This window comes from Pseudoalteromonas sp. CST2, from assembly GCF_028599385.1.
Lineage (GTDB): Bacteria > Pseudomonadota > Gammaproteobacteria > Enterobacterales > Alteromonadaceae > Pseudoalteromonas > Pseudoalteromonas atlantica.
Map to the genome: position 1 here is coordinate 361,209 of NZ_JAQREO010000002.1, position 25,497 is coordinate 386,705.

Consider the following 25,497-nt stretch of genomic DNA (forward strand, 5'->3'; position numbering starts at 1 on the left):
ATGTCAGTAACACTACAAATAACAAAATCTAATTTGGCTGTACTTGTTTTAAGCCGAGTTGAAAAACGTAACGCATTTAATAGTGAAGTAATACACGAGCTAATTCAGTGCATAGAGCATGCAAATACGCTCGATATTCGCGCTTTAGTTTTAAAAACTGAAGGTAAGCACTTTTCTGCCGGTGCCGATTTAGCCTGGATGAAATCAATGGCTGATAACAACTACGCCGATAATCTTGCCGATTCTATGCAGCTCGCTAAATTAATGCAGGTACTAGCCGCCTCTCCTCACCCAACTATATGTGCTGTACAAGGCGCTGCATTTGGTGGAGCGTTAGGCTTAATTGCATGTTGCGATATTGCCCTAAGTAAAGACGATGCGCAGTTTTGTTTAAGCGAAGTAAAGCTAGGGCTTATTCCTGCGGTAATTAGCCCGTATGTAATTAAAGCCATTGGTGAGCGCGCTGCGCGCCGCTACTTTTTAACTGCCGAGGTGTTTGATGCCCACACAGCAAAACAACTTGGTTTGGTTCATCAGGTGACCGGTAATTTAGACTGTGCCCTTGATAACATGCTGCAAACATTAATCGATAACGGCCCAGTAGCTGTAAAAGCCGCTAAATCATTAATTAACGATGTAGCAAATAAGCCTATTAATGATGATCTTATTGAACTCACGGCCGAACGTATTGCAAATATTCGGGTATCGGACGAAGGCCAAGAAGGACTAAGCGCCTTTTTTGATAAACGCCCTCCCGCTTGGCAACTGTAGGACTAATTATGAACACACACACATTAAAAAAGATACTCATTGCCAACCGTGGTGAAATTGCATGCCGTATAATGCGAAGTGCAAAGCAAATGGGCCTAACAACGGTGGCTGTTTACTCTGACGCCGACAAACACGCACAACATGTAAAAATGGCTGATGAGGCCTACCACATTGGCCCAGCACCAAGTAAAGACTCATACCTAGTTGCCGACAAAATTTTGCAAGTCGCTAAAAACGCAGGCGCTGACTGTATTCACCCAGGTTATGGATTTTTATCTGAAAACAGCGAGTTTGCTAAAGCCTGTGAAGCTAACAATATTGCGTTTATTGGCCCACTTGCAAGTAGCATAGAGGCTATGGGCTCTAAAACCCGCGCTAAAGAAATAATGGCCGCGGCAAATGTACCATTAGTGCCAGGCTATTACGGTGATAATCAAGACCCTGCTTTTTTACAATCTGAGGCTGAAAAAATTGGCTACCCCGTGCTAATTAAAGCGGCCTTTGGTGGTGGCGGTAAAGGCATGCGCATTGTTGAGCAAGCCAACGATTTTATAAGTGCACTTGAGGGCGCACAGCGTGAAGCAATTGCGGGCTTTGGTAACGACTTAGTGCTGCTTGAGCGCTATGTTAACCAGCCTCGCCATGTTGAAGTACAAGTTTTTGCTGATAACCACGGTAACTGTGTTTATTTAGGGGATCGTGATTGTTCCCTGCAGCGTCGTCATCAAAAAGTCATTGAAGAAGCCCCAGCGCCTGGTTTGTCTGATGAACTACGTAAAGAAATGGGTGAAGCCGCAGTACGCTGTGCCCTTGCAATAAACTACAGAGGTGCAGGTACGGTTGAGTTTTTATTGTGTGGCGATGAGTTCTTTTTCATGGAAATGAACACGCGCCTACAAGTAGAGCACCCTGTAACCGAAATGGTAACCGGCGTAGATTTAGTTAATTGGCAAATTAATATTGCCGCTGGGCAAACGCTGCCACTAACGCAATCAGACATACAACTCCAAGGCCACAGCTTTGAAGCGCGTATTTACGCGGAAGATCCAAGTAACGATTTCATTCCCTGCTCGGGCACTATTGAATCGTTAAATACTCCGCTTAACAGTGAGTTTGTAAGAATAGATACAGGTATTGCACAAGGCGATGAAATAAGCCCGTATTACGACCCTATGATTGCAAAGCTTATAGTACATGATGATAACCGAGAGCAAGCATTATCGCGTTTACGCCAAGCTCTTGAGCAATTTCACTTAGCGGGTTTTAGCACTAATATTGGCTTTTTACACAACTTAGCAAGCCACCCTACATTTGTTCAAGGTGCGCCAAGCACCCACTTTATTGCCGAGCAAGGCGATGCATTGGTAAGTATTGATAGCGCCGCGCTTGAAAAAGCACAACTAATTGCAGCCTTTGCCTACCTTGAATCGCTTGGTGCTAAAAAGACAACTCAGCAAAGCGCAAGCCCGTGGCAACAACTCAGTGGTTTTACACTTAACGCACCACAAAAATTGGATGTACCATTTACAGACTTAGCTATTAGTGCGGTTAAAACTAAAACGGGTTATGTTGTAACGCATAATGATAAGTCGTTCGATATAGCGGGCTTTGTAAACCAAAACGTATGTAATGTGTTTATTAATGGGGAAAAATTTACCGCCCATGTTTGCCATGTTGATAACAGTATTAGCGTGATGTTTGCTGCGCTGCAAATTAAGCTTGCTTTAAACACTAAACATTACATTAGCAGCCATGAAAGTGACGCCCTGCCCCTTGCGGCGCCACTTAATGGCACTGTGGTTAAGCATTTAGTTGATGTAGGCAGCACCATTACCAAAGGCGATGCCGTAGTGATTATTGAAGCCATGAAAATGGAATACACGCTCAACGCCCCGCACGATGGTATTTTACAAAGCTACTGCTTTGATGAAGGCGAATTAGTTTCGCACGGCGCTTTATTAGCAATTGTAGAAGACACCACGGCGCAGGAGGCATCGTGATGGCTGCTTTTCCAACTGAAGTTAAAATTGTTGAAGTAGGCGCGCGTGATGGCCTACAAAACGAAAAATCAGTCACTGCAGCTGATAAAATTTCATTAATAAATGCACTTAGTGACGCGGGTTTAAAAAATATTGAAGCCGGTGCTTTTGTATCGCCTAAATGGGTGCCACAAATGGCCGATTCAGCCGAGGTGATAACAGCGCTTAATTTACTCCATGTAAATTTAAGTGCGCTTACACCCAATTTAAAAGGCGCCCAAGCAGCCCATGCCGTTGGCATAAAAGAATTTGCCATATTTACCGCGGCAAGCGAATCGTTCTGTCAAAAAAATATAAATTGCAGTATTGATGAGAGTATTGAGCGTTTTAGCGACGTTATGGCATTTGCAAAAGCCAATAACATACGTGTACGCGGTTATGTAAGTTGTGTACTCGGTTGTCCTTATGAGGGAGAAATAGACCCCCATAAAGTACTTAGCGTTTCGCAAAAGCTTTTAGATTTAGGCTGCTACGAAATAAGCCTTGGCGATACCATAGGTGTTGGCACTGCAAATAAAGTTACCCAGCTTTTAACACTTTTGCTTGAACATATTGATAAATCAAAACTGGCAGTGCATTTTCATGATACCTACGGGCAAGCGCTCACAAATATTTACGCAGCGTTAAGCTTAGGTATAGCAACGGTTGATGCCGCTGTTGCAGGCCTTGGCGGCTGCCCTTATGCCAAAGGCGCGTCAGGAAATGTTGCCACCGAAGATGTGGTTTACTTACTCAATGGGCTTGGCATAGAGCATGGAATTGATTTACAAAGGTTAAGTAGCGCTGGTTGGAAAATTACACAAGCACTTGGCAAAACGCCTGTAAGCAAAGTTTCAATTGCATTAGGCAACACACAAAAATAATAGCTTAACTTGCCAAATGGCAGTTAACACAATGAGGAGAGTCTCATGGCCGGTTTTGATAAAGTGGTTTCTAGTTACGAAGCTGCAATGGCAGGGTTAAAAGACGGCGATACCGTTATTGCTGGCGGCTTTGGCTTATGCGGTATTCCTGAGGGCTTAATTAAACAAATTAAGGCAATGAACACCAAAGAGCTAACCGTGGTTTCTAACAACTGTGGTGTAGATGATTTTGGATTAGGAATTTTACTTAAAGATAAACAAATTAAAAAAGTAATTGCCTCCTATGTGGGCGAAAACGCCCTATTTGAGCAGCAATTACTAAGCGGTGAAATAGATGTAGAGCTTACCCCGCAAGGCACCTTGGCTGAAAAAATGCGTGCTGGTGGTGCAGGTATTCCTGCATTTTATACCGCTACAGGTTACGGTACGCCCGTTGCAGAGGGTAAAGATGTAAAAGAGTTTGACGGTCGCCCTTATATTTTAGAAGAGTCGATCACCGGTGAGTTTGCCATTGTAAAAGCGTGGAAAGCCGACCGATACGGTAATTTAGTATTTAGGCACACTGCCATGAACTTTAACCCAATGGCCGCAACAGCAGGTAAGATTACCGTTGCCGAAGTAGAAGAAATAGTAGAGCCCGGTCAACTTGAGCCAAGCCAAATTCATACCCCAGGCATTTTTGTAAATCGCGTTATTAAAGGCGACTTTGAAAAACGCATTGAACGTGTAACAACACGAGATTAAGCAGGAGCATAGGTTATGGCATTATCACGTGAACAAGTTGCAATGCGCGTTGCACAGGAACTACAAGACGGCTTTTACGTTAATTTGGGCATAGGAATTCCGACACTCGTCGCAAACTATGTACCTGATGGTATTGAAGTTATGTTACAGTCAGAAAATGGGCTTTTAGGTATGGGTCCCTACCCAACAAAAGCCGAGCTAGACGCAGATATGATAAACGCGGGTAAAGAAACCGTGACAGCTGCCACAGGTGCAGCCATATTTAATAGTGCAGATAGTTTTGCCATGATACGGGGTGGTCATGTAGACTTAACCGTTCTGGGTGCATTTGAAGTAGACCAAAGCGGCAACATTGCCTCGTGGATGATCCCTAAAAAGCTGATAAAAGGCATGGGGGGCGCAATGGATTTAGTCGCTGGGGCAAAGAATATTATTGTTACTATGACCCATGCCAGTAAGCATGGTGATTCTAAATTATTAGAGTCTTGCACATTACCGCTAACGGGCGTTAATTGCGTTAAAAAAATAGTAACAGATTTGGCCGTACTTGAAGTTAAAGACGGCGCATTTCATTTACTCGAGCGCGCTCCGGGCGTATCGGTTGATGAAATCATTAGTAAAACAGCAGGTAAATTACTTGTTGACGGTGAAGTACCAGAAATGGTTTTTTAACGCTTTACCATGTACCGACCTCATTCCCAGTGCCAATGGCGCTGAGTTACCCAAAATCCCTCGCAAGAGGGATTTTTTTTGCCTGCCATAAACTTTTTTTCAGTTTTAATACAGTTGTAGTAAATATTATCTATAATACAAATAGCTTTTAATGTAAGCGCTTAGATTATTTGCACTAATTTGTGGATTGTCTGCACCTTTTTTGTGAACTAGTGCTATATTTAAAATTAAACTATTGATATTATTATATTAAATTATTGGTTCGATTATTGCCTATTAAAGGCGTCTTAAATTAATTAAACAATTCTGGAAAACATGCAAACTCCTATTCGAGGCCTCCGCTCTTTTTGCTTTGCAGCAAAAAGCCTAAGTTTTAAACATGCAGCTAAAGAGCTGTACTTAACGCCCTCTGCGGTAAGCCATCAGATAAAACAACTTGAAGAACAACTGGGCATTGAACTCTTTCAACGCCAAACCCGATCCATTAGTTTAACGGCTGCGGGTAAAAACTTTTTTGATGCCATTTCGCCTATTATCTATACGCTTGAAAACACCATCAACGAATTCAGTCAATTGCAGCAAAACACTAATATAACCATTACGCTGCCTGAATTTTTTGCCAGTGAACTACTTATGCCTAAATTAAGTGAGTGGACATCTGAGCACCCTAATATAAATTTACAAATGGATACGCTCAAAACCCGTAAAGAGCTAACCCGTCACAGTGATTTATCGATTGTTTTATCCTCAAGTAAACCCACTGAGGGCCTTACTACAGAGCTATTTAATCTTGAATATATACCGGCGTGTAACGAAAAACTGTTAAAACAGTGGAAAGACGATCACTGCCAAGCACTAAACCAAGTACCATTAATCCTTCACAAAGCAAGGCCGTGGGCATGGCACCAATGGGCTGAAAAAGCAGGTATAGATGACTTTTCGCCTACGCAAATTATACAAATTGATAGTATGTTTGGGGTCGCTCGTGCAGCGCAACAGGGCATTGGCATTTCACTTATACCGCTGCCTATTAGCCAAAGCTGGTTTGATGAAAAATGGCTTTATAAATTATTTCAACAGCCCCTTACCACCAAAGATAAATACTATTTAGTACAGCATGAAGCTAATTCGCCAAATCCCGCGCTAGATTTATTTGCTAAATGGGTTGTATCTACATTTAGCAACATTCAAGGTTAGTGTTACCTTAGTAAATGCAATTTACATTTTTGGTTTGATTACGCAAATTTTAATGTGTGCAGCACGTAGCAAGTGCTAAAGCTGCACACAGTAAACTGTAAAGCTCCTTCTTTTTTACTTTCTTGCAGCCTAACAATACCGTTTAGTGATTTATTATTAATTAAATATTTTTATTTAATCACTCGTTTTTTCCCTACAAGCTAACCTATAAAAATTTATCTCTTTAAATCAATAAAATAACACAACGCGTTAGACTAAAGTCTATAGCTTAATTTTTTTCACTTATTGGTTTTATTTTTATCGTTTGTCTGACTCTTACGATTATTTTAAAGTTAACCCATCGCAAGCAAACAGTTAAACGTTTTTACTTATTAGACATTATTTACTGTTTTGCACCAAATAAATGCAACCTTTTTAGATGTGATAGCTCTAACAAGGTAAGAAAAGAATCTTATATTGTGTGTGTAAGATGTTGTCAGTGTGAAAAGGCAGTTCAAGTCAGGTGGTGACTTGGTTTGGACTGTTTTTTATTCCACCAGCAGCACGCAGCAATAACTAAATTAGCTACTGTGTAGCAAACCAAATCTTATATTGTGTGTGTAAGATGTTGTCAGTGTGAAAAAGCAGTTCAAGTTAGGTGGTGACTTGGTTTGGACTGTTTTTTATTCCACCAGCAACACGCAGCAATAACGTAATTAGCTACTATATAGCAAACCAAATCTTATATTGTGTGTGTAAGATGTTGTCAGTGTGAAAAGCGGTTCATGTGAGGTGGTGACCTTATATGGGCCGTTTTTGTTTTATAAACACAATTACCTGCCCCACCGTTTTATACCAATTCGCTTAAATTTAGTATTATTCAACTATAAAGTTATGTTTTTTTTTAAGCTCTTCAATGGCATTTTCATTGACTTTTAAAAATACATTAAACTTTTTAACGAGCTGTGGGTGTTTAATGCTCGATAACATAAATGCTTGGTGATCAACAGGCAACTGATGCTGAAAAAACACAGGGACGGGAGTATCAAAAAACTCTTCTATATTGTATTTAAGTACATCGTGTGAAATATATATACAATCAATTCGCTCTTTATGCAGCAAATAAATCATCTCAATAACGTTATCATTTTCGAGTACTTGCAAGCCTGGCATTGAGGTTAACTTATCAAGCCCTTGCAATGTAAAACCACGCACTTTTGCAAGTGATTTGCAATCTTCAAGTTTAATATTGTCCTTTAAGCTCGCTATCCCTGTATGTGTAACTAATGAAGGCACAGAATAATTAATATCTTGTTGATGCTGATTTTTATAACTTACTTGCCAATTAGGGTTGTCGGGGTATTTAAAGTCAACATGGTGATGCTCTATAAATTCTTTATAAAGGCGCGGAATAGGCAAAGTGTAAAATTCAAATTTAATATTTTGTTGTTTTGCAAATAGTTCCAGTAACTCTTTACTAAAACCAAAATAATCACGCTTATTAGTGCCACTGCCATCGTAATAAGGCAGGTATTCTATATTCTCTACCCCTATTACATATTTTTCGGTTGGCTGTGCTAATACAGGGCTTATAGTTATAAGCCCTGATACAAGTGCTAACGTGTTAATCAATTTGATAGTAAAATGCCGTTTATATCGTTTGGATTATTAATTTATATATCATAATCACAGTTAATTAAAGTTTAGATTTATTAAAATAAAAGAGCGAATTAATCGCTCTTATAAATTAGCTTTTCTCACGAGGTATAAACTCTAACACAGTAGCATTAATACAGTATCTATCTGTGCCTCTTGGCCCCTCACCTTTAAATAAATGCCCTAAATGTATACCGGTGCTTTTTGATTTAAGCTCAATTCGAGTCATCCCCCAGCTGGTATCTTTATGCTTAGTAACACTATTTTTAACCGGATGTTTAAACGATAGCCACCCCGTGCCCGAATTAAATCTATCGCGGGTATCAAATAATGGCTCACCACTTAATTTATCAACAAATACGCCATCGGGAGTGTTTTTAAATTCTTTATACTCTTTACAGTAAGGTCTGTCGGTGCGCTCATTAAATGCAACTTCGTAAGCATCACTATCACCTAGCTTAAAGGCGCCAAGCGCTTTGTAAAATTCGGCGGGGCTTGCATAGCCTTGACGCGCGTACACCTCTTTTCCATTTTCTAAAAACAAAATGGTGGGGGTTGCCCAAGTTGCCGATTTTATAGTTAGGCCATTAAGTTCATCTGCATGGCGAAATGTCAGTGGGATTGAACCTTTGTAATTGTTAGCGACTGTTTTTTTAAATTTTTCACAGTAAGGGCAGTATTCGCGCGAATCAAGTACCACAATCTGCTTGCCCGTGAGTAAAACACTATTGTCTACATCTGCTTTTTTAGTTTTATTAAATACCACACCCGTGGCGTGATCTGGGCAATAGCCATTTGGATTCTTTTGTAAATAATTTTGATGGTACTCCTCAGCAGATACAAACCCCTCAAGCGGTTTTATTACTGTTTTAATTGCCCCATAACCGGCTTCACTTAATAACGGCTGATACTCGGCTTTAACTTGCTCTGCAAGCTGCGCTTGCTCTTTAGTGGTAGTAAGAATAATTGATCGATACTGCGTGCCAATATCATTCCCTTGGCGATTCAATTGTGTAGGATCGTGGCTTTCAAAGTAATTTTGTAATAGCGCTTTAGAAGAAATGATATTGCTGTTGTACATCACTTGCACTACTTCAGCATAGTTGTTTTCGTCAAAGCGGCGAGATTGGTCGGTGATATTTTTATAGGTTGCTTTAAAGCCGTGCCCGTCTGCATAGCCTGACTCTGCATCAATAACCCCTTCTAGTGCTTCGTAGCGCTTTTCTGCTCCCCAAAAACAGCCAGAGCCTAACACAATGGTTTTTATATGCATTGTGGCCTCTACGTTGCTGTGCTCTATTTTTTCGGTTGATAAAGCAAAACAGCCGGCGCTAAATGTAATAGCGGCGCCTAATAAATAAACTGAGCGAGAAAATGTCATAAATACCTCTTAATACCTACGTGTTTTAATTAAGACCCAACATCCCTTGTTTTAATTTCAGTAAATAAATACGTGCTAAATTTGAATACAGTTTGAGTCTGCATTTCTTTTTCGTTTATTTTTCTTATGGCTAGGTACTGAATAAATTGACAAAACTATGTTAGCTTTGCTGCACGTTGTATAAAAAGATTAAATTATGACTGCATTTTTACAGGTATTTACTATAACAAATAACAGTTTGCTATTAGATGCCACACAGCATAAACAAAACAATGTGTTAGACACTCAAAAAAAAATTTGGGCACTCACTAAGCAGCTAAAGCAAAGTAACGAATTTATTGATTTAGTCCCAGGCATGAACTCTTTAACGCTTTATTTAAAATCGGCAAGTAATTTAGAAAAATGGCAAAACGCCTTGCCTGATTTATGGGACAAAGTACAAGCAACAACATTTAAAGGCACTCACCATAAAATACACACTACTTATGAAGGAGAAGATTTAGATTTTGTTGCCAAACAAACTAATTTAACACCCCAGCAAATTATTCAAATACATAGCCAAGCCACTTACCACGTTTTATTTTTAGGATTTCAGCCCGGGTTTGCCTACCTGCATGGATTAGATTCACGCTTGCATATCCCACGCAGAGACACGCCGCGTACTAAAGTACCTAAAGGTGCCATTGCTTTAGGCGCAGAGCAAACTGCCATTTACCCAGCAGAAACACCTGGCGGTTGGCATATCATTGGCCACACAAACACGCCCCTTTTTGATAGCACACACTCAGATCCTTGCTTATTTAAACCCGGCGACACGCTATCGTTCGTTTCAATAAACACAGTGCAAGGAGCATAAAGTGATAAAAGTTCTTAAACCCGGCGTACAACTTACAATTCAAGATGGCGGGCGCTGCGGTTATCGTCATTTAGGTGTAAGCCAAGCGGGTTGTTTAGACCCTTACGCACAAATAATTGCTAATAAATTAGTGGGTAACAAAGATAATGAAGCTGTGCTTGAAGTTACGTTAGGCCTGTGCGAGTTACAGTTTGAAACCGATACTATTATTGCCCTACAAGGTGCTGATTTAAACGCTGCGCTTGATGAAACGCCCTTGTATCCTGGCTGGAGTTACCAAGTAAGAGCCAAACAAACTTTAAGCTTTGATACAGGCCGCGCTGGTTTGCGTGCCTATGTAGCCGTACAGGGTGGTATTGATGTTAAAGATATCATGGGCTCAAAATCAACCGATTTAAACGCGCTCTTTGGTGGTTTAGCAGGTAAAGCACTTAGCGAGGGCGACATTATTCCTATTAAAACATCGCCCGTGCCAATAACGCGTTTTATACAGCGCGGCGCTATTACTCCGCCTAAACTAAAGGTGATTAGGGTATATGCAAGCCCACATGCGCATCTATTAGGTGATACGCTACTTAAACAGTTTTTTTCAACGGCGTTTAAAGTAAGCCATAACAGCAACAGAATGGGCCTTAGGCTAACAAACGAAAGTCCCCTAACTCATAGTCACTCACTTGCCTCTCTTGGTACAGGCCCGGGCTCTATTCAATTACCGCCCAGTGGTGAGCCTATTGTATTACTTAACGACGCACAAACAACCGGTGGCTACCCATTACTTGGCACGGTAATAGAGGCTGATTTACATCAGTTTGCGCAATTTAGACCCGGTGACTCAATTGAATTTAAGCAAGTAACCCATGAGCAAGCTAGGTTAGCAAAACAAAAGCTTAAAGGTCACTTACATCAGCTAAGCTTAGCGCTTAAATATAGTTAACTCTAAGGTGAGATATAAAGCTATTGCAAGGAGCTAATAAAAGTACAAGCGGCGCTCTATTTAACTTGCAATAAGTATGCGTGGATTGGTTAATTAAGCACATAAAATAAAAATACGCTAATGCAAAAAATTATAATAAGGCAATTTAAGGTCTGCTTTAATTTACGCACACACTTGGTGCATTTGTGTCGTGTGCTTTTTTGCAAACACTGCACTAAATGCTTTATTAACGCCACTTTAAACACCAAAGGTGTTGTAAATATAGCCGCACTTGTGCGCGGTGCACTAATTTGGTGCGAGCACTTTTCAGTTGGTGCATAAATTACTCTTAATTAATTGTAAAAGCAGTGTGACTTGAGTAATTATTTCTGATAAAACAAGGTTTCGCAGCACAGCAAAGTTGCCCTGCTGCACACATAATAGGAATGAGGAGTTACTATGTGTTCAATTTTTGGTGTATTAGATATTAAATCTAACGCCACTCAGTTGCGTACCCAAGCAATTGAAATGTCAAAACTACTAAGGCACCGTGGCCCAGATTGGTCTGGTGTGTATTCATCTGAAAAAGCGATTTTAGTGCATGAACGCTTAGCCATTGTTGGTGTATCAAGCGGCGCACAACCATTATATAACCCTGGAAAGACAAATATTTTAGCGGTTAACGGTGAAATTTATAACCACAAAGAACTGGCAGCAGAGCTAGAGGTTGATTTTGAATTTCAGACTCAATCAGACTGTGAAGTTATTTTAGCGTTATACAAACAAAAAGGGCCTGAGTTTTTAGATGACTTAAATGGTATTTTTGCATTTTGTTTATACGATGAAGAAAACGATGCGTACTTAATTGGCCGCGATCACATCGGTATTATTCCGCTTTATACTGGTCACGATGAGCATGGTAATTTTTATGTTGCCTCAGAGCTTAAAGCGCTTTCACCAATTTGTAAGCACATTGAAGAGTTTCCACCAGGGCACTACCTATACAGCAAAAATGGTGAACTAACGCCTTATTATAAGCGCGATTGGGAAACCTTTGATGCAGTTAAAGATAACAGTGCACAAGCGCAAGACGTAAAAGAAGCGCTAGAAAGCGCTGTAAAACGCCAGCTAATGTGTGATGTACCGTATGGGGTATTGCTATCGGGCGGTTTAGACTCGTCGGTTATTTCGGCTATTACGCAACGTTTTGCCGCTAAACGTATTGAAGATAACGATGAAAGTGATGCATGGTGGCCTAAGCTACATTCTTTTTCTGTTGGGCTTGAGGGTTCACCTGATTTAGCCGCTGCGCAAAAAGTAGCGGATATGATTGGCACAGTACATCACCCTATTCACTTTACCATTCAAGAAGGTATTGATGCGCTTCGTGAGGTTATTTACCACATTGAAACGTACGATGTAACCACCATCCGTGCTTCAACGCCAATGTATTTAATGGCGCGCCAAATTAAAGCTATGGGTATTAAAATGGTATTATCGGGCGAAGGCGCTGATGAACTATTTGGTGGCTATTTATACTTCCATAAAGCGCCAAACGCACAAGAATTTCATGAAGAGCTAAACCGTAAAGTGTCAAAGCTGCATATGTTTGACTGTTTACGTGCCAATAAGTCAATGGCTGCATGGGGCGTAGAAGCACGCGTACCGTTTCTTGATAAAGAGTTTGTTGATGTGGCTATGCGTATCAACCCTGAAGCAAAAATGTGTAAAGATGGCAAAATTGAAAAGCACATTTTACGCGAAGGCTTCGATGGCTACCTGCCTGAAGAAGTACTGTGGCGTCAAAAAGAGCAATTCTCAGACGGTGTTGGCTACAGCTGGATAGACACGTTAAAAGAGTTTGTAAACGAGCAAGTAAGCGACCAAGAGCTTGCTAACGCTAAGTTTAAATACCCTATTAACACGCCAGATTCTAAAGAAGCGTATTACTATCGCTCTATTTTTGAATCACACTTCCCGGGTGATGCATCAGCTAAATGTGTACCGCATGGTAAGTCGGTTGCGTGTTCAACCCCTGAAGCACTTGCATGGGATGCATCATTTCAAAATAATGCTGATCCTTCAGGCCGTGCTGCTGGCGTTCACAACGACGCGTATGCAAGCAAAGGCTAAACGCGCCCTTTTATCGCAACGTAGGCTACAACAGCCTAGGTTGCGATATATAAAGCACCTTTATTCAGTTCCTGTATTTTCTAGTTCACAGCATAACTTAGCCGGTTCAAGTGCGTTAATTGTTATTTATTCGCAAGGGTTAAGTACCCGTGTAATGCAAAAAATTGCATCAAACTCGCAGCACCCTGCTAGCGTTTTTTTAAATGAAAATGAAATTTCTCACCGTGTATGTAACATTCGCTGGTTTAACCAAACATCAGAAATTAAGCGCTGCGGCCATGGCACCCTTGCTGCTGCAAAATGTTTATTAGCACACTTTGGTTTTTGCCCTTCACACTTTATTTCAAACAATAAAGAACGGTTTAAAATCAAGCTAGCTACAGGCCGGGTACAACTTCAACTAGCGGCTATTAATTTAAAAAAGAGTGATGAGGTTAACAGCCTTAGTGATGTGTTTTCGCACTCTATAAAAGCTACTTACGCAACAGCTTATAAAAATGGCTATACCGTTGTACTGTTTAAAAACATAGCTGATTTAAAGCATTTAGAGGTTAATTTTACACATTTAGTAAATGTGCATAACAATGCGGTAATTGCACTGCAAATACATAGTATTAATAAAAACAGCGCAAGCGCGTATTTTAGGTATTTTGCGCCGCAATTTGGGGTAAATGAAGATACTGCTACAGGCTCTGCCGTGTCGGTTATTGCGCCACTTATTTTTAGACTGCATGGTTTAAATAAAGTAACCCTTTTACAGCAGTCACCAAAGGGCGCGCTGCTAAACTATACGTTTAGCAGCAATCAGGTAGTTGTAAGTTAAGCTATTACATTGGCCTTAGTAGGCAAAGTGCAAAGTAGCTTTTCTCGTCTTGCCATGTTTGTTCAAGCGATAAATTAGCCTGAGCAGCAAGATTTTTAAACGACTCAAGCGTATATTTGTGCGAGTTTTCAGTGTGAATACTCTCTCCCGCTACAAAGTCTATTTGCTTATCGTTAATAACCACGCTTTGATTACATTTGCTCACTAAATGCATTTCAATGCGGCTGTGCACTTCGTTAAATCGCGATTCGTGTTTAAAATTATCTAAAATAAACGTGCTATTTAATTCGTTATTTATACGCTGGAGCAAGTTTTTATTAAAGGCGGCGGTAATGCCGGCTTTGTCATCGTAAGCATCAAGTAACACTTGTCGCTCTTTTACTAAATCAATACCTATTAATACATAGCCATCAACACCACATAAACGGTGGAAATTATTCATTATTTCAATGGCTTTTACTGGCGCAAAGTTACCCAGTGTAGAGCCTGGAAAATAAACTAAATTTGTTTGGCTGTCTAAGGCGGTGTCTTTTGTTAACTGCTTAACCATTTGGCTATGGGTAAAATCACCTAGCAATGGCGTAATGGCCAGCTCCGGAAATAACGGTGATAAATGCGCTAACGAGTAATTAAGCATTTCTGATGATATTTCAAAAGGAACAAAGGTTTTTACATTGCTCATATGGGCGAGTAAATACGCGACCTTTTTACCCGAGCCACAGCCAGGCTCAATAATTGATAGGTTCTCAGGCAGTTTATTAGCGATAGCTTTTGAGTAATCTTCTAATATGGCAAGTTCAGTGCGGGTAACATAGTACTCTTGCAATGAGGTTATTTGCTCGAATAAAGCCGCCCCTTTATCATCGTAAAAATACTTACACGGCAGCGACTTTTGCTGTTGAGCAAGTCCATGTAATACATCATTTAAAAAGTCTAGATCGGTTATTGATTGCTGATTAATTGCTGTTACTTGGCTCATAGTATGTCCTTTGCTAGTCTAATGCCGCTGCACATCCACGCTTGGTGCGGATAAAAAAAGTTACGGTAGGTCTGTCTTAAATGATCTTTTGGGGTAAACACGCATCCGCCACGCAAAACCATTTGGTTATTCATAAATTTACCATTGTATTCCCCTGCGGCTCCGCTAAAGGGTTTAAAGCCTGGGTAAGGTAAATAGGCGCTATTAGTCCACTGCCAACATGTATCGCTTAACTGCGAGATATCATCTGGGTTTTTACATACACTTGGCGTAAGTAAATCGTTTTGCTGTTGCTTAAGTGCTTGCTGCTGCGCTACATACTCCCATTCAAACTCAGTAGGTAGGCGCGCATTTACAAAATTAGCGTAGGCTGCCGCTTCAAAATAACTTACATGGCTCACTGGCGCATCTAAATTTAAAGGCTGCAGTCCGTAGAGGGTAAATTCAAACCACTGCCCGTCAATATACTGCCAGTATAAAGGGTGACTAAGTTGCTCGGTGTTTATATTAGCCCAGCCATCACTTAACCAAAATGAAGGGTTTTTATACCCGCCCGCCTCTATAAATTGTAAGTACTCTCTATTAGTCACTAATCGATTAGCAAAACTAAACGCATGGATAAGGGCCTGATGTTTAGGTTGTTCGTTATCGTACGAAAAGCCGTTTTTAGCATCAGCCCCTATATTGGTTATGCTTTGGCTAAATTCGGTATATTTTAAAGTGCCTAACGAATCACTCACCTTTATTAAGTTATTTGGGGTTTGGCTGTAGGCAGGAAAGCTTGGATTAACCGAAAAATTATATTTAATATCCATTAGCATGAGCTCTTGATGTTGCTGCTCATGATTCAGCCCAAGTTCTATAATATTGCACAGTGTTTGGTTAGTGCCTAATTGAAGCAGCTCGTTTAGCGCATTATCAACATAGGCTCTGTAGCGCAACACCACCTCTAAACTGGGGCGAGATAAACATCCTCTATTAGCACGCTTAAACTGCTCACCTATGCCGTTATAGTAGGAGTTAAAAAGTACCTTAAATTGTTCATCAAAGAGCGTGTAGTTAGGCAGATACTTAGCAAGTAAAAATGTTTCAAAAAACCACGTGGTGTGAGCTAAGTGCCATTTCATTGGGCTTGCATCATCCATTGCTTGTAGTTGGCAATCTTCTGCGCTGAGGTTTTTTATAAGTGTAAGACTATGTTGGCGAATTGACTGAAATTGAGCGTGTATTTTTTCAGTACTGTGCGCTTCATTCGTTTTCGTGTTTAGCATATTAAAGTTAGTCCTTTTCACTCTTTGCGATTAAATAAAGCCTACCCCAGATTTTACCTTTATGCATGTTACATAATGATTAAATCAAACCCTCTACCCATTTAAAACGTAGACTAATGTATTAACGACTTAACGAGTTTGGTGGCGCTGCTTTAATTTTAGTTTAATAACAAACTAATTTTTAACACTCACTGAATTAACAATAGCTTATCTTTTTAGTGATAAATAGCTTTTAGCGCTAAGGAATCAGGCATATATAACCAAATAGTTTTACATTTACGATTTAACTCATACACTATTAAGGGTATGATCAGCGATTAATTTAGTTAGTCCTCAAATAAGTTTTATTGTAAATAATGCAACTTACTTTGTGGCTAATTAACTTAGTGTTATGCCGGAACTCTCTGGCTTGTTAGGACAACATAAGAGGTATTCATGAGCGAAAATCATGACAAGTATAGTATTGATAATACGGACTACACCGTAGGTCAAGATAACGTGCAAAAATGGGGATTTGATATACATAATCCTGTTTTTGGTATTAGTGCCGGTTTGATTGTCATCTTTTTAGTCGCCATTCTCGTTTCGGATGCGCAAACAGCCAAAGCAACGCTTGATGGTATTAAGCTCGATATAATAAATAACTTTGATGCGTTTTTTATGTGGGCAGCAAACTTCTTTGTTATATTTTGCTTGGCATTAATTGTATCGCCCTATGGTAATATTCGTTTAGGCGGAGAAGGTGCTAAACCAACGCACTCGCGTATATCATGGCTTGCCATGTTATTTGCCGCAGGTATGGGTATTGGGTTAATGTTTTGGGGTGTTGCAGAGCCTGTAGCTTACTTTACCGGCTGGTACGAAACCCCACTTAATGTAACCGCAAATACGCCAGAGGCTGCAAAAGTAGCCATGGGTGCAACCATGTTTCACTGGGGTCTTCACCCCTGGGCTATTTATGCCGTTGTAGCGCTCTCACTTGCGTTTTTTACTTATAATAAAGGTCTTCCTTTATCAATCCGTTCAATTTTTTATCCACTATTAGGCGACAGAGCTTGGGGTTGGCCTGGTCATATTATTGATATTCTTGCCGTGCTTGCCACTTTGTTTGGCCTTGCAACCTCGTTAGGTTTAGGCGCGCAGCAGGCTTCTGCAGGTATTAACCATGTATTTGGAACTGATGGCGGCGTAGGCGCACAATTATTGGTTATTATTGGCGTTACCTTACTGGCTATTATCTCAGTAGTACGCGGCATTGATGGCGGAGTAAAGGTCCTTAGTAATATAAACATGCTCATTGCATTTGCCTTACTTCTGTTTGTTGGTTTAGTTGGTTTTGCTGTGGCAATCGGTAACGTACCAAATACGGTTATGGGTTATGTTGAAAATATTATTCCACTGAGCAACCCCCATGGCCGAGAAGACGAAACATGGATGCACGGTTGGACTGTATTTTACTGGGCATGGTGGATTTCGTGGTCACCGTTTGTAGGTATGTTTATTGCGCGTGTTTCTCGTGGTCGTACAATTAGAGAGTTTTTAATCGCTGTATTATTAATTCCTACTGCGGTTACTATTTTATGGATGTCTATTTACGGCGGCATTGCAATAGACCAAGTTGTTCAAGGTGTTGGTAGCTTAGGCGTAAACGGTTTAACCGATGTGCCTATGGCGATGTTCCAAATGCTAGACGAACTGCCTATGTCGAACGTGCTTTCGTTCCTCGCTGTTGTTTTAGTATTAGTGTTTTTCATTACCTCTTCTGACTCGGGTTCATTAGTTATCGACTCAATTACAGCAGGCGGTAAAGTGGATGCGCCAGTACCACAACGCATCTTTTGGGCTACGGTTGAAGGCTCTATTGCTGCAGCTCTATTATGGATTGGCGGTACAGAGGCGATTCAAGCATTACAAGCGGGTGCTGTTTCAACAGGTCTTCCGTTTACTTTAGTGTTACTACTAATGTGTGTAAGCCTATTATTAGGATTACGTACTGAGCCTCGCGCTGTTAAATAATTAGTCGCTTGCCAGTAAACTAAAAAACGCCGCATAATATGCGGCGTTTTTATTGGCTAAGCTAAACTTTGGTTAATAAGTTTAAACCTGTATTACCCTCGCTAGAATTTAAAATAAATTTAACTTAGTAATTCAGCCAGTGGCGTATCATCGCGGTAATGGTATTGCAGCTGTGCAATCAACAGCTCTGCTGTGGCTAATGCATCAGTTAGCGCATTGTGATTATGATAAGCAGGCAAAGAGTATCGACTGCGGCAATCTGTAAGTCTAAGTGAGCCTACCTTTTGATTAAACAAACGCCCTATTAAGCCTTGGCGGGCGCGCAACGCTCGTTGCTCAATTTCCATGGTATCGACTAATGCAAACTGGATCCCTTCATTAATTCGCGCAAGTAATGCATTGTTTAAAAAGTGCCGCTCTATCGCTGCATAATGCACCACCACGACTTTACCACTAAGTGCATTAAGTAGCGGCCCTAGTCGAGAGGTTAAATCGGGAGCATCATCCACTTCTGAATGCGTAATACCATGAATAACAATCGACTCCTCACTTAAGCTTTTACGAGGCTGTACTACCCAATGCTTAGCATGTGTGCAATACACTCTTTGCATTGTAAAAGGGACTAAGCCAATACTGACTATATCGTCTACCTCACTATTTAGACCGGTTGTCTCAAAATCAAGAGCCACAAACGAAATGTCTTTTATAGGCGTTTGCGTATCACCATAAGCGTGCTGATAAAACGCTTTTAAATGCTCATTTTTAGCGTTGTTAGCCAGTGCTTTATAATGAGTCTGCCAGTCAAAATACGATTGCTTAGCCATTCGCTACTTAACACCCGCATTGGCTGAGTAACTAAACTTTAAGTAGCTTTGTGCTTTTTCGAGTATGGCAAACGCTTCTTTTAAATTGCGTTGCTCAAACGGCGAAAGTAAATGCGGGTCTATGTCGTTATCGGGCTCTTCTTCTTGCTCTATTTGCCATGCTTGATGGCGAATTCGCATCATGGCAATGTATTCTAACGCGTCACGTAAATCCTGTGCTTTACCCTCAGGTAACAGGCGCGATTCAATAATATCTTCAAGGCGTTCAAACGAATTTTGCTTACGAGAGCCTATCGCCAGTGCATGCACTCTTATCACATCAGAAAGCGGCGCGGTGCCTCTGCGTTTTAAGTTCATTGAGCGCTTATGCTGGCCGTTATGCTCAAGCACAAAGCCTTTAAAAAAACCAAGTGGCGGTGTACGGTTTCGGGCATTGGCGGCCATATTTGCTAAAAACACACGGTTTTGTTTACTTTGCTTAGCAATAAAAATTTTAAGCTCGTCGGCCCACTTTGTTTTCCCCCACACCCCATCTAAATCAAAAAATATTGAGCTGTTAAGTAGGGCTTGTGGTTTAGGTAAGGCTATCCACTGTGAGAATTGATCAAACCATTGCGAGCGTGTTTTACGCCATTTTTTAAACGAGGCCATAATTTCGCCGCTGCAATAGGTATAACCACATTGCGCTAAGCCATCACACACAAAATCAGAAATATTTTGAAAGTACTCGTTGTGTTTTTCATCATCGTAATTGTCATCCAAAATAAGCGCGTTATCTTGATCTGTTACAATAAGTTGTTCGTCTCGCGCCATAGAGCCTAACGCTATAAAACAGTAAGGTACTGGCGGCGGTCCATATTTTTCTTCAGCCAGTACTAATAAGCGCTGTTTAAAAGTACGCCCTATTACCGCCATTGCCGTACCAATCATATGTGAATTAGCATCTTCGTTTACCATACGTACAAATACATTGGGCAGCTGGCGCGCGTAATGTGCTAAATCTTCAATGGTTTGCTGCGCTAAAATACCGCGTACCAAGAGTAAACTACTTTGCGACTCGTACCTTAAAATATCGGATAGTGAAATAACCCCAATAGGTCGGCGCTTTTGTACCACAGGTAAGTGGTGCAAGTTGTCGCGCAGCATAGCAAGAACGGCTTCAAATACATAAGCATTTGAATCAAGCAGTACAAGATTAGTCGACATAATTTTATCTGCAGTAACATCAAGCCCTAGGCCTTCGGCTACCACTTTTGTGCGAATATCGCGGTCGGTAATAATGCCTACGATTTGCCCATCGTCTTCTTCTGGGTCGTCGCTTATTGGTTTGTCTAAATCGGTAACTAACACAGAAGATACCGCTTCTTCTGTCATTACTTTAGCCACATCCTGTATGGTGGTTTGAGTACTTAGTGTTACCACATCGCGATGAATGAGCGATTTAACTTTGGCGGTTGTTAAATCGTTGCTGTCGGCTTGCTCAACTAATGCTTGGCGAAGGCGTACATTGCCATCGGCTTCAAAGTAATCAGCAAAGCCGTCAAACTCGTCACAAAAACGGTTAAACAGCGTAAAGTTAATACAATACACTAGGGTGTCTTCGAGCGCCTTTGCAGGAAAGCGCACTTTACGATTCATCAACAAGCCCATTTGGCCAAAAATACCGCCCACATCTAAGCGATTATAAAGCTCGTTATTACGACGATAAATTTCTACAGAGCCACTGCGAATTATAAATAAATCAGCGATGTCTTGGCCTAACGTTAAAATATCAGTTTGCGAGCGGTAGTAAGCTACCTCAACTTGTTGCGCAAGCTCGTTTAAAGCGTTTGTCGGTAAGTCATCAAATGGCGGGTGCTGCGCTAAAAACTGCGCAATTTCAACTTGTTCGGCTTGCATTGGGGATTCCTTGTGGCCACACAAAAAGGCATGTATATGCTTAAGTGGTTATCTTAACAAACAAGTAGTGCCAATCAAGCCATAACCATGCCCAGTACACTTTTAATTTAAAAACGTTGCTGGGCATGGCTTTAAGGTTAGTCTATTTTTTCAAGCTCTTGTGCGAGCTGCTTAGATTCATCCCCCCTTGGCGTGGTAAAGCGTGCTAAGCCTAAGTAAATTACCGGAGTAAGATAAAGCGTAAACAACACCGCAAGTGCTAAGCCGCCAAACACCACCCAGCCAATTGCATTTCGGGCCTCAGCCCCTGCGCCTGTAGAGAGAATTAACGGCAATGCTCCAAGTAGAGTAGATATAAGGGTCATCGTAATTGGGCGTAAACGTACCAGAGCAGCTTGCTCGACTGCTTTTCTGACCGTCAAACCTTGATCGCGTAATTGGTCTGCAAATTCAACAAGCAAAATTGCGTTTTTAGCGATTAAGCCTATCAGCATCACTAAACCAATTTGAGAGTAAATATTTAACGACGTGCCGGTTAAATAAAGCGCTAATATGGCCGAGGTAATACCAAAGGGTACCGTTATCATAACCACAATGGCACTATTTACATTTTCAAATTGAGCAGCCAATACTAAAAATACAATTAAAAAAGCAAGTACATAAGTTACAAGTACTTCGCTGGATGTTTCTTCATACGTTAGCGCTTCGCCTTTAAACGCAAGTGCAATACCTGGCTCTAACGATTGCTCAGACACCGTTTTTATTTGCTCTACTAAAGCAGCAATGGTTAACGATTCTGGCAACTCCATACTGAGCTCTATTGAGCGGCGCTGGGCATGACGTTCAAGCTCTGCAGCCACCCCTTCTTCAGAAATATAGGCCACACTACTTAACGGTACTAAACTGCTATTACCCGCTCTGATGTATAAATTAGCCAAATCACTTGGACTGTTTATGGTTTGGTTTTGCGCTTGGAGCATAATTGGCACAGACTGATCGCCAATGTTTAAATCTTCTACATCGTCGCCATTTATTGCTGCGCGCAAAGTAATGGCAATGTCGTCTAGCGATACACCGAGCTCTTGTGCACGGCGTCTGTCTATATTTACTCTAAGTTGTGGTTGCGATGGCTGATAAGAAATACGCACAGGTGCCACCTCAGGAACGGCTTTTTCTAATGCCGCAGAAAACTGCTGAGCCGCTTTAAATATTTGCAAATAATCTTGCCCAAGCAACGCTATTTCAACGCCTCCCCCTTGGCCTCGTAAATTTAAACTATTAGCACCACCAGGGTAAGCCGGTGCTCCTGGAATATTGCCAAGTGGCTGGCGTATCTTATTAATAATTTCTTGTTGGCTAAAATGGCGCTCATCCCAATGCTTTAATGGCACAGTAATAAACACAATATTAGGGTCCCATTGGCCTACCACAGTATAAATAGACTCAATTTCTCCGCTATCAACAAACGGAAGTAAAATATCTTCCATTTTTATCGCTTGCCTATCCATAAAGTTTAGCCCTACACCATCTGGGCCACGTGCAAATATACGAATTTTTCCTCGGTCTTCTGTGGGCAAAAGCTCGCTGTCTAAACTGGCGTACAACGCACCTGAGCCTGCTGCAACCAATAAACAGAGCGCAAACGTAAGCCATGCATGGTTAAGCACTTTATGAATTGTTTTTGTATAAATACCACCCAACCAATGGCCTAGTTTAGCAAATGGGTGAAAACCGCCCTGCTTTAACTTTAATTTTGAGGTAAGAGCAGGCACTAATGAAAGTGCCACAAAGCTTGATATAATTACCGCACCGGCAAGTACACCACCAAACTCTCTAAATAAGCGACCCGCAGTAGAGGGTAAAAACGCAATAGGTATAAATACAGCGGCAAGTACAGCCGTAGTTGCTACAACAGCAAAAAAAACCTCGCGCGTGCCTATTACAGCAGCAGCCCGACGCCCTAAACCTAGCCCCCGCTGGCGCTGAATATTTTCACTTACTACTATGGCGTCATCAACAATTAAGCCTGTGGCTAATACTAGCGCCAACAAGGTTAAAATATTTATTGAAAAACCCAGTGCCCATATAAGTGCTAAAGACCCTATTAAGGCAACAGGAATAGCAAAAGCAGGCACTAAAGTGGCGCGCCAAGAGCCAATAAATACCCACAAAGTGACAACCACTAACAATACTGTAAGTAATAAAGAGTAAATTACTTCATCTACTGAGCTTCTTATAAATTGTGCGTCATCGGAGGTAAGTGTAAATTCCATTTCTGGAAAGCGCGTTTGCATGCTTGTAATAAGCTTGAGCACTTCATCTGATATTTCAATTGTATTTGATTGTGCTTGTCGAATAATTTCCATACCAATAACGGGCTTACCGTTTAGCCTTACCATAGAGCGCGGATCGGCAGGGCCAAAATACACAGCTGCAATATCACTAATTCGGGTATCGCCTTGTATTATAATATCGCCAACTTGTTCTGGAGTAATAGAGGTTGCATCGGCACGTACAATAATTTGCTGATCGTTTGACTTTAAACTCCCTGCTGGCACATCAAACGGCGCTTGGCTAAGCACTTGTGCTACATCGGGCACGGTTAAATTAAAGCTACTTAATTTTAGCGGGTCTATTCGTACTCTTAATACGCGTTCTCTATCTCCGTTTAAGCGTACATCTGCGACACCCGGAATAGTTAAAAATTGCGGCGCTAAGTCAACATTTACGCGCTCGGTAAGTGCTTCAAGCGATAAACTTTCACTTGAAACAGTCAGAGATACAACTGCTTCGGCGTCGTTGTCGGCTTTAATAATAGAAACACGTTCTACTTCCTCTGGAAGGTCTCGCTCTACACGTGCAACAGACTCACGCGTTTCATTCGCGGCGTCATCTAAGTTTATGCCTGGTCTAAATTCGACCACAATACGAGCATTTCCCTCTTCACTTTGTGCGCGTATTGATTTAACGCCACTTACACGCGCTACTGCGCCTTCTAATTTGCTGGTTACTTCGGTATCAACGGTCTCAGGCGAGCCACCAGGAAATGGCGCCGAAACAGTAATACGTGGTCTATCTACATCAGGAAGCTCTCTTACTTCTACACCCGCAATAGCAGCGATACCTGCAATAATAATTAACAAGTTAAGCACCACAATAAGTACTGGGCGGCGAATCGCCATTGAGGGTAAGTCTTGCATCATAGGTTGCTGCTTCATACCTACTCCTGCGAATCTTGTAAGGGTAAATTAAAGCTTAGCTCTTGGCCTGCACGTAAGCGTTGTACCCCTTCAATTACTAAAGTATCGCCTTTATTTAACGGCCCAGAAACCAATAATCGCCCCGCCAAGCGCTGCTCTATTTTTACATCAACACGTGTGGCTTTTTTATCAACGCTGGTCCATACATACGGACCTGTTGCCCCCCACAGTAATGCAGCCTCAGGAACTGCAGCAAAACGCTCGCCTAACACTTCAATATGTACTCTAAAGCTCATACCAGGTAAAAATTGTTGTTTTTCATTATTTAGCTTGGCTTTAACACGTAAAGTACGAGTTTGTGGGTCTACGCGTGAGTCTAAATAGGCAATATCAGCGTTAATGGCAGTGTCTGATTGCCAAGGAAACACCGTTAAGCTGCTTTTATTACGCAGCATACTGATAGCCGACTCCGGTGCGTTAAAATTTATGTACAGGCTTGTTGTGTCATCTATTGTGGCAATGGGGGTTTGCTCGGTTATTCTATCGCCTACCTCAACATCTGTTAAACCCATAATGCCATTTATCGGCGCAATTACTTTTCTGTCTTCAAGCTCAGTTTGAGCCTGTATGAGGGTGACTTTGGCAAGCTCTACAACGGTTTTAGCATCATCAACATCGCTTTTAGGCACTGCGCCTTTGGCCTGACTTTGTTCTAATCGTTTTAGTATTCGCTGGGTGTCGGCAAGTTTAATTTTAGCCTCATCAAGCGCTGCTTTTTGCCTACGAGAATCAAGTTCGAGTAAAGTATCGCCTTTTTTTACTTTATCACCTGGCTTAAAAAAAACGCCTGTTACTCTATCGCCTACTGCGGGGTACATTACAACCGAATGTATTGCCTCTGTATTTCCTACCGCTTGCACTTGTTGTTTAGCACTTTCGAGGGCAATTTTTTGTACAACAACGTTCGCGCTCATTGCCGGTAGGCTGAAAAACAACAGAGAACTAAGCACACCGATTAAAAAGTTTTGCGATTTCAAAGTAACACCTTAATTAATTATTATTTCCATTACCTTACGAAGTCTAACAGCTGATTGATCAATAGGTAGGATAGAACGATAAATTAGCAAAACTATAAGATGAAATTAAATTGGTAATACCAATTAATTTTTGAAAAAGGCGCTTAAAGACTAAGCATTTATACAAATACAGGCAGGATTAAACTAAAAAGTGGCTATATAAATAAAAAAGCCCAGTATAAACTGGGCTATGTAGATAATAGAT

General features: G+C 41.1%; 19 protein-coding genes. 11 read left to right on the forward strand and 8 right to left on the reverse strand.

All coding sequences use genetic code 11. The features are described 5' to 3' along the window. From PSH41_RS04335 to PSH41_RS04360, 6 genes are all read left to right on the forward strand, one after another. Positions 1-771 carry an enoyl-CoA hydratase/isomerase family protein gene (locus PSH41_RS04335; RefSeq protein ID WP_273588214.1) on the forward strand — a complete coding sequence of 257 codons (771 nt, stop codon included), beginning with the start codon at positions 1-3 and terminating at the stop codon, positions 769-771. An 8-nt stretch (positions 772-779) separates the two neighbouring features. Further along, the gene (locus tag PSH41_RS04340) at positions 780-2,771 is read left to right on the forward strand and encodes an acetyl-CoA carboxylase biotin carboxylase subunit (RefSeq protein ID WP_273588213.1); all 1,992 of its coding nucleotides are present in this window, start codon (positions 780-782) and stop codon (positions 2,769-2,771) included. Next, a complete protein-coding gene (locus PSH41_RS04345) occupies positions 2,771-3,673 on the forward strand; it encodes a hydroxymethylglutaryl-CoA lyase (protein WP_248451408.1) in 903 nt (300 codons plus the stop codon). Before PSH41_RS04340 ends, PSH41_RS04345 begins: the two co-directional genes overlap by 1 nt. 45 nt (positions 3,674-3,718) lie before the next feature. Continuing rightward, complete coding sequence (locus tag PSH41_RS04350; RefSeq protein WP_273588212.1) at positions 3,719-4,417, forward strand: CoA transferase subunit A; 699 nt, start codon at positions 3,719-3,721, stop codon at positions 4,415-4,417. Positions 4,418-4,432: 15 nt separating this feature from the next. Beyond that, a complete protein-coding gene (locus PSH41_RS04355; RefSeq protein ID WP_004587894.1) occupies positions 4,433-5,089 on the forward strand; it encodes a 3-oxoacid CoA-transferase subunit B in 657 nt (218 codons plus the stop codon). Between the two features lie 315 nt (positions 5,090-5,404). Beyond that, positions 5,405-6,286 carry a LysR family transcriptional regulator gene (locus tag PSH41_RS04360; RefSeq protein WP_004587893.1) on the forward strand — a complete coding sequence of 294 codons (882 nt, stop codon included), beginning with the start codon at positions 5,405-5,407 and terminating at the stop codon, positions 6,284-6,286. 855 nt (positions 6,287-7,141) lie between these two features. On the opposite strand, the gene PSH41_RS04365 is transcribed toward PSH41_RS04360, so the two are convergent. Together PSH41_RS04365 and msrA are read right to left on the reverse strand one after the other, a co-directional pair. Further along, positions 7,142-7,897, reverse strand: coding sequence for a substrate-binding periplasmic protein (locus PSH41_RS04365; RefSeq protein WP_273588211.1), 756 nt, complete (start codon positions 7,895-7,897; stop codon positions 7,142-7,144). A 115-nt stretch (positions 7,898-8,012) separates the two neighbouring features. Continuing rightward, positions 8,013-9,302 carry a peptide-methionine (S)-S-oxide reductase MsrA gene (gene msrA, locus PSH41_RS04370; RefSeq protein WP_273588210.1) on the reverse strand — a complete coding sequence of 430 codons (1,290 nt, stop codon included), beginning with the start codon at positions 9,300-9,302 and terminating at the stop codon, positions 8,013-8,015. A 196-nt stretch (positions 9,303-9,498) separates the two neighbouring features. Between msrA and pxpB the strand changes: the two genes are divergently transcribed. From pxpB to PSH41_RS04390, 4 genes are all read left to right on the forward strand, one after another. Further along, positions 9,499-10,158, forward strand: coding sequence for a 5-oxoprolinase subunit PxpB (pxpB, locus tag PSH41_RS04375; protein ID WP_273588209.1), 660 nt, complete (start codon positions 9,499-9,501; stop codon positions 10,156-10,158). Between the two features lies 1 nt (position 10,159). After that, positions 10,160-11,092 (forward strand): biotin-dependent carboxyltransferase family protein, encoded by a 933-nt coding sequence (locus PSH41_RS04380; protein ID WP_273588208.1) that lies wholly within the window; start codon positions 10,160-10,162, stop codon positions 11,090-11,092. Between the two features lie 438 nt (positions 11,093-11,530). After that, positions 11,531-13,204: an asparagine synthase B gene (asnB, locus tag PSH41_RS04385; RefSeq protein WP_273588207.1), complete on the forward strand. Its 1,674-nt coding sequence runs from the start codon at positions 11,531-11,533 to the stop codon at positions 13,202-13,204. Further along, positions 13,188-14,027: a PhzF family phenazine biosynthesis protein gene (locus PSH41_RS04390; protein ID WP_273588206.1), complete on the forward strand. Its 840-nt coding sequence runs from the start codon at positions 13,188-13,190 to the stop codon at positions 14,025-14,027. The genes asnB and PSH41_RS04390 overlap by 17 nt, the downstream gene beginning before the upstream one ends. 4 nt (positions 14,028-14,031) lie before the next feature. Here PSH41_RS04390 and egtD read toward each other — a convergent pair whose 3' ends face one another. Together egtD and egtB are read right to left on the reverse strand one after the other, a co-directional pair. Beyond that, positions 14,032-15,006 (reverse strand): L-histidine N(alpha)-methyltransferase, encoded by a 975-nt coding sequence (gene egtD / locus PSH41_RS04395; protein WP_024034107.1) that lies wholly within the window; start codon positions 15,004-15,006, stop codon positions 14,032-14,034. Beyond that, complete coding sequence (egtB, locus tag PSH41_RS04400) at positions 15,003-16,277, reverse strand: ergothioneine biosynthesis protein EgtB (protein WP_024034106.1); 1,275 nt, start codon at positions 16,275-16,277, stop codon at positions 15,003-15,005. The genes egtD and egtB overlap by 4 nt, the downstream gene beginning before the upstream one ends. Positions 16,278-16,712: 435 nt before the next feature. On the opposite strand from egtB, the gene PSH41_RS04405 reads away from it, so the two are divergent. Then, the gene (locus PSH41_RS04405) at positions 16,713-18,293 is read left to right on the forward strand and encodes a BCCT family transporter (RefSeq protein ID WP_273588205.1); all 1,581 of its coding nucleotides are present in this window, start codon (positions 16,713-16,715) and stop codon (positions 18,291-18,293) included. A 119-nt stretch (positions 18,294-18,412) separates the two neighbouring features. On the opposite strand, the gene PSH41_RS04410 is transcribed toward PSH41_RS04405, so the two are convergent. The 4 genes from PSH41_RS04410 to PSH41_RS04425 form a co-directional block, all read right to left on the reverse strand. Further along, the gene (locus PSH41_RS04410) at positions 18,413-19,117 is read right to left on the reverse strand and encodes a 3'-5' exonuclease (RefSeq protein WP_273588204.1); all 705 of its coding nucleotides are present in this window, start codon (positions 19,115-19,117) and stop codon (positions 18,413-18,415) included. A 3-nt stretch (positions 19,118-19,120) separates the two neighbouring features. Continuing rightward, entirely contained in the window at positions 19,121-21,016 is a 1,896-nt protein-coding gene (locus PSH41_RS04415; protein ID WP_004587882.1) for a DUF294 nucleotidyltransferase-like domain-containing protein, read from the reverse strand. Positions 21,017-21,153: 137 nt separating this feature from the next. Next, a complete protein-coding gene (locus PSH41_RS04420; RefSeq protein WP_273588203.1) occupies positions 21,154-24,234 on the reverse strand; it encodes an efflux RND transporter permease subunit in 3,081 nt (1,026 codons plus the stop codon). A gap of 2 nt (positions 24,235-24,236) precedes the next feature. Then, the gene (locus PSH41_RS04425) at positions 24,237-25,253 is read right to left on the reverse strand and encodes an efflux RND transporter periplasmic adaptor subunit (protein ID WP_273588202.1); all 1,017 of its coding nucleotides are present in this window, start codon (positions 25,251-25,253) and stop codon (positions 24,237-24,239) included. Positions 25,254-25,497: the final 244 nt, after the last annotated feature.

Coding starts and splice junctions, on each gene's coding strand:
- PSH41_RS04335 (WP_273588214.1), top strand. CDS start 1: ATGTCAGTAACACTACAAATAACAAAATCTAATTTGGCTGTACTTGTT.
- PSH41_RS04340 (WP_273588213.1), top strand. CDS start 780: ATGAACACACACACATTAAAAAAGATACTCATTGCCAACCGTGGTGAA.
- PSH41_RS04345 (WP_248451408.1), top strand. CDS start 2,771: ATGGCTGCTTTTCCAACTGAAGTTAAAATTGTTGAAGTAGGCGCGCGT.
- PSH41_RS04350 (WP_273588212.1), top strand. CDS start 3,719: ATGGCCGGTTTTGATAAAGTGGTTTCTAGTTACGAAGCTGCAATGGCA.
- PSH41_RS04355 (WP_004587894.1), top strand. CDS start 4,433: ATGGCATTATCACGTGAACAAGTTGCAATGCGCGTTGCACAGGAACTA.
- PSH41_RS04360 (WP_004587893.1), top strand. CDS start 5,405: ATGCAAACTCCTATTCGAGGCCTCCGCTCTTTTTGCTTTGCAGCAAAA.
- msrA (WP_273588210.1), bottom strand. CDS start 9,302: ATGACATTTTCTCGCTCAGTTTATTTATTAGGCGCCGCTATTACATTT.
- pxpB (WP_273588209.1), top strand. CDS start 9,499: ATGACTGCATTTTTACAGGTATTTACTATAACAAATAACAGTTTGCTA.
- asnB (WP_273588207.1), top strand. CDS start 11,531: ATGTGTTCAATTTTTGGTGTATTAGATATTAAATCTAACGCCACTCAG.
- PSH41_RS04390 (WP_273588206.1), top strand. CDS start 13,188: ATGCAAGCAAAGGCTAAACGCGCCCTTTTATCGCAACGTAGGCTACAA.
- egtD (WP_024034107.1), bottom strand. CDS start 15,006: ATGAGCCAAGTAACAGCAATTAATCAGCAATCAATAACCGATCTAGAC.
- egtB (WP_024034106.1), bottom strand. CDS start 16,277: ATGCTAAACACGAAAACGAATGAAGCGCACAGTACTGAAAAAATACAC.
- PSH41_RS04405 (WP_273588205.1), top strand. CDS start 16,713: ATGAGCGAAAATCATGACAAGTATAGTATTGATAATACGGACTACACC.
- PSH41_RS04410 (WP_273588204.1), bottom strand. CDS start 19,117: ATGGCTAAGCAATCGTATTTTGACTGGCAGACTCATTATAAAGCACTG.
- PSH41_RS04415 (WP_004587882.1), bottom strand. CDS start 21,016: ATGCAAGCCGAACAAGTTGAAATTGCGCAGTTTTTAGCGCAGCACCCG.
- PSH41_RS04420 (WP_273588203.1), bottom strand. CDS start 24,234: ATGAAGCAGCAACCTATGATGCAAGACTTACCCTCAATGGCGATTCGC.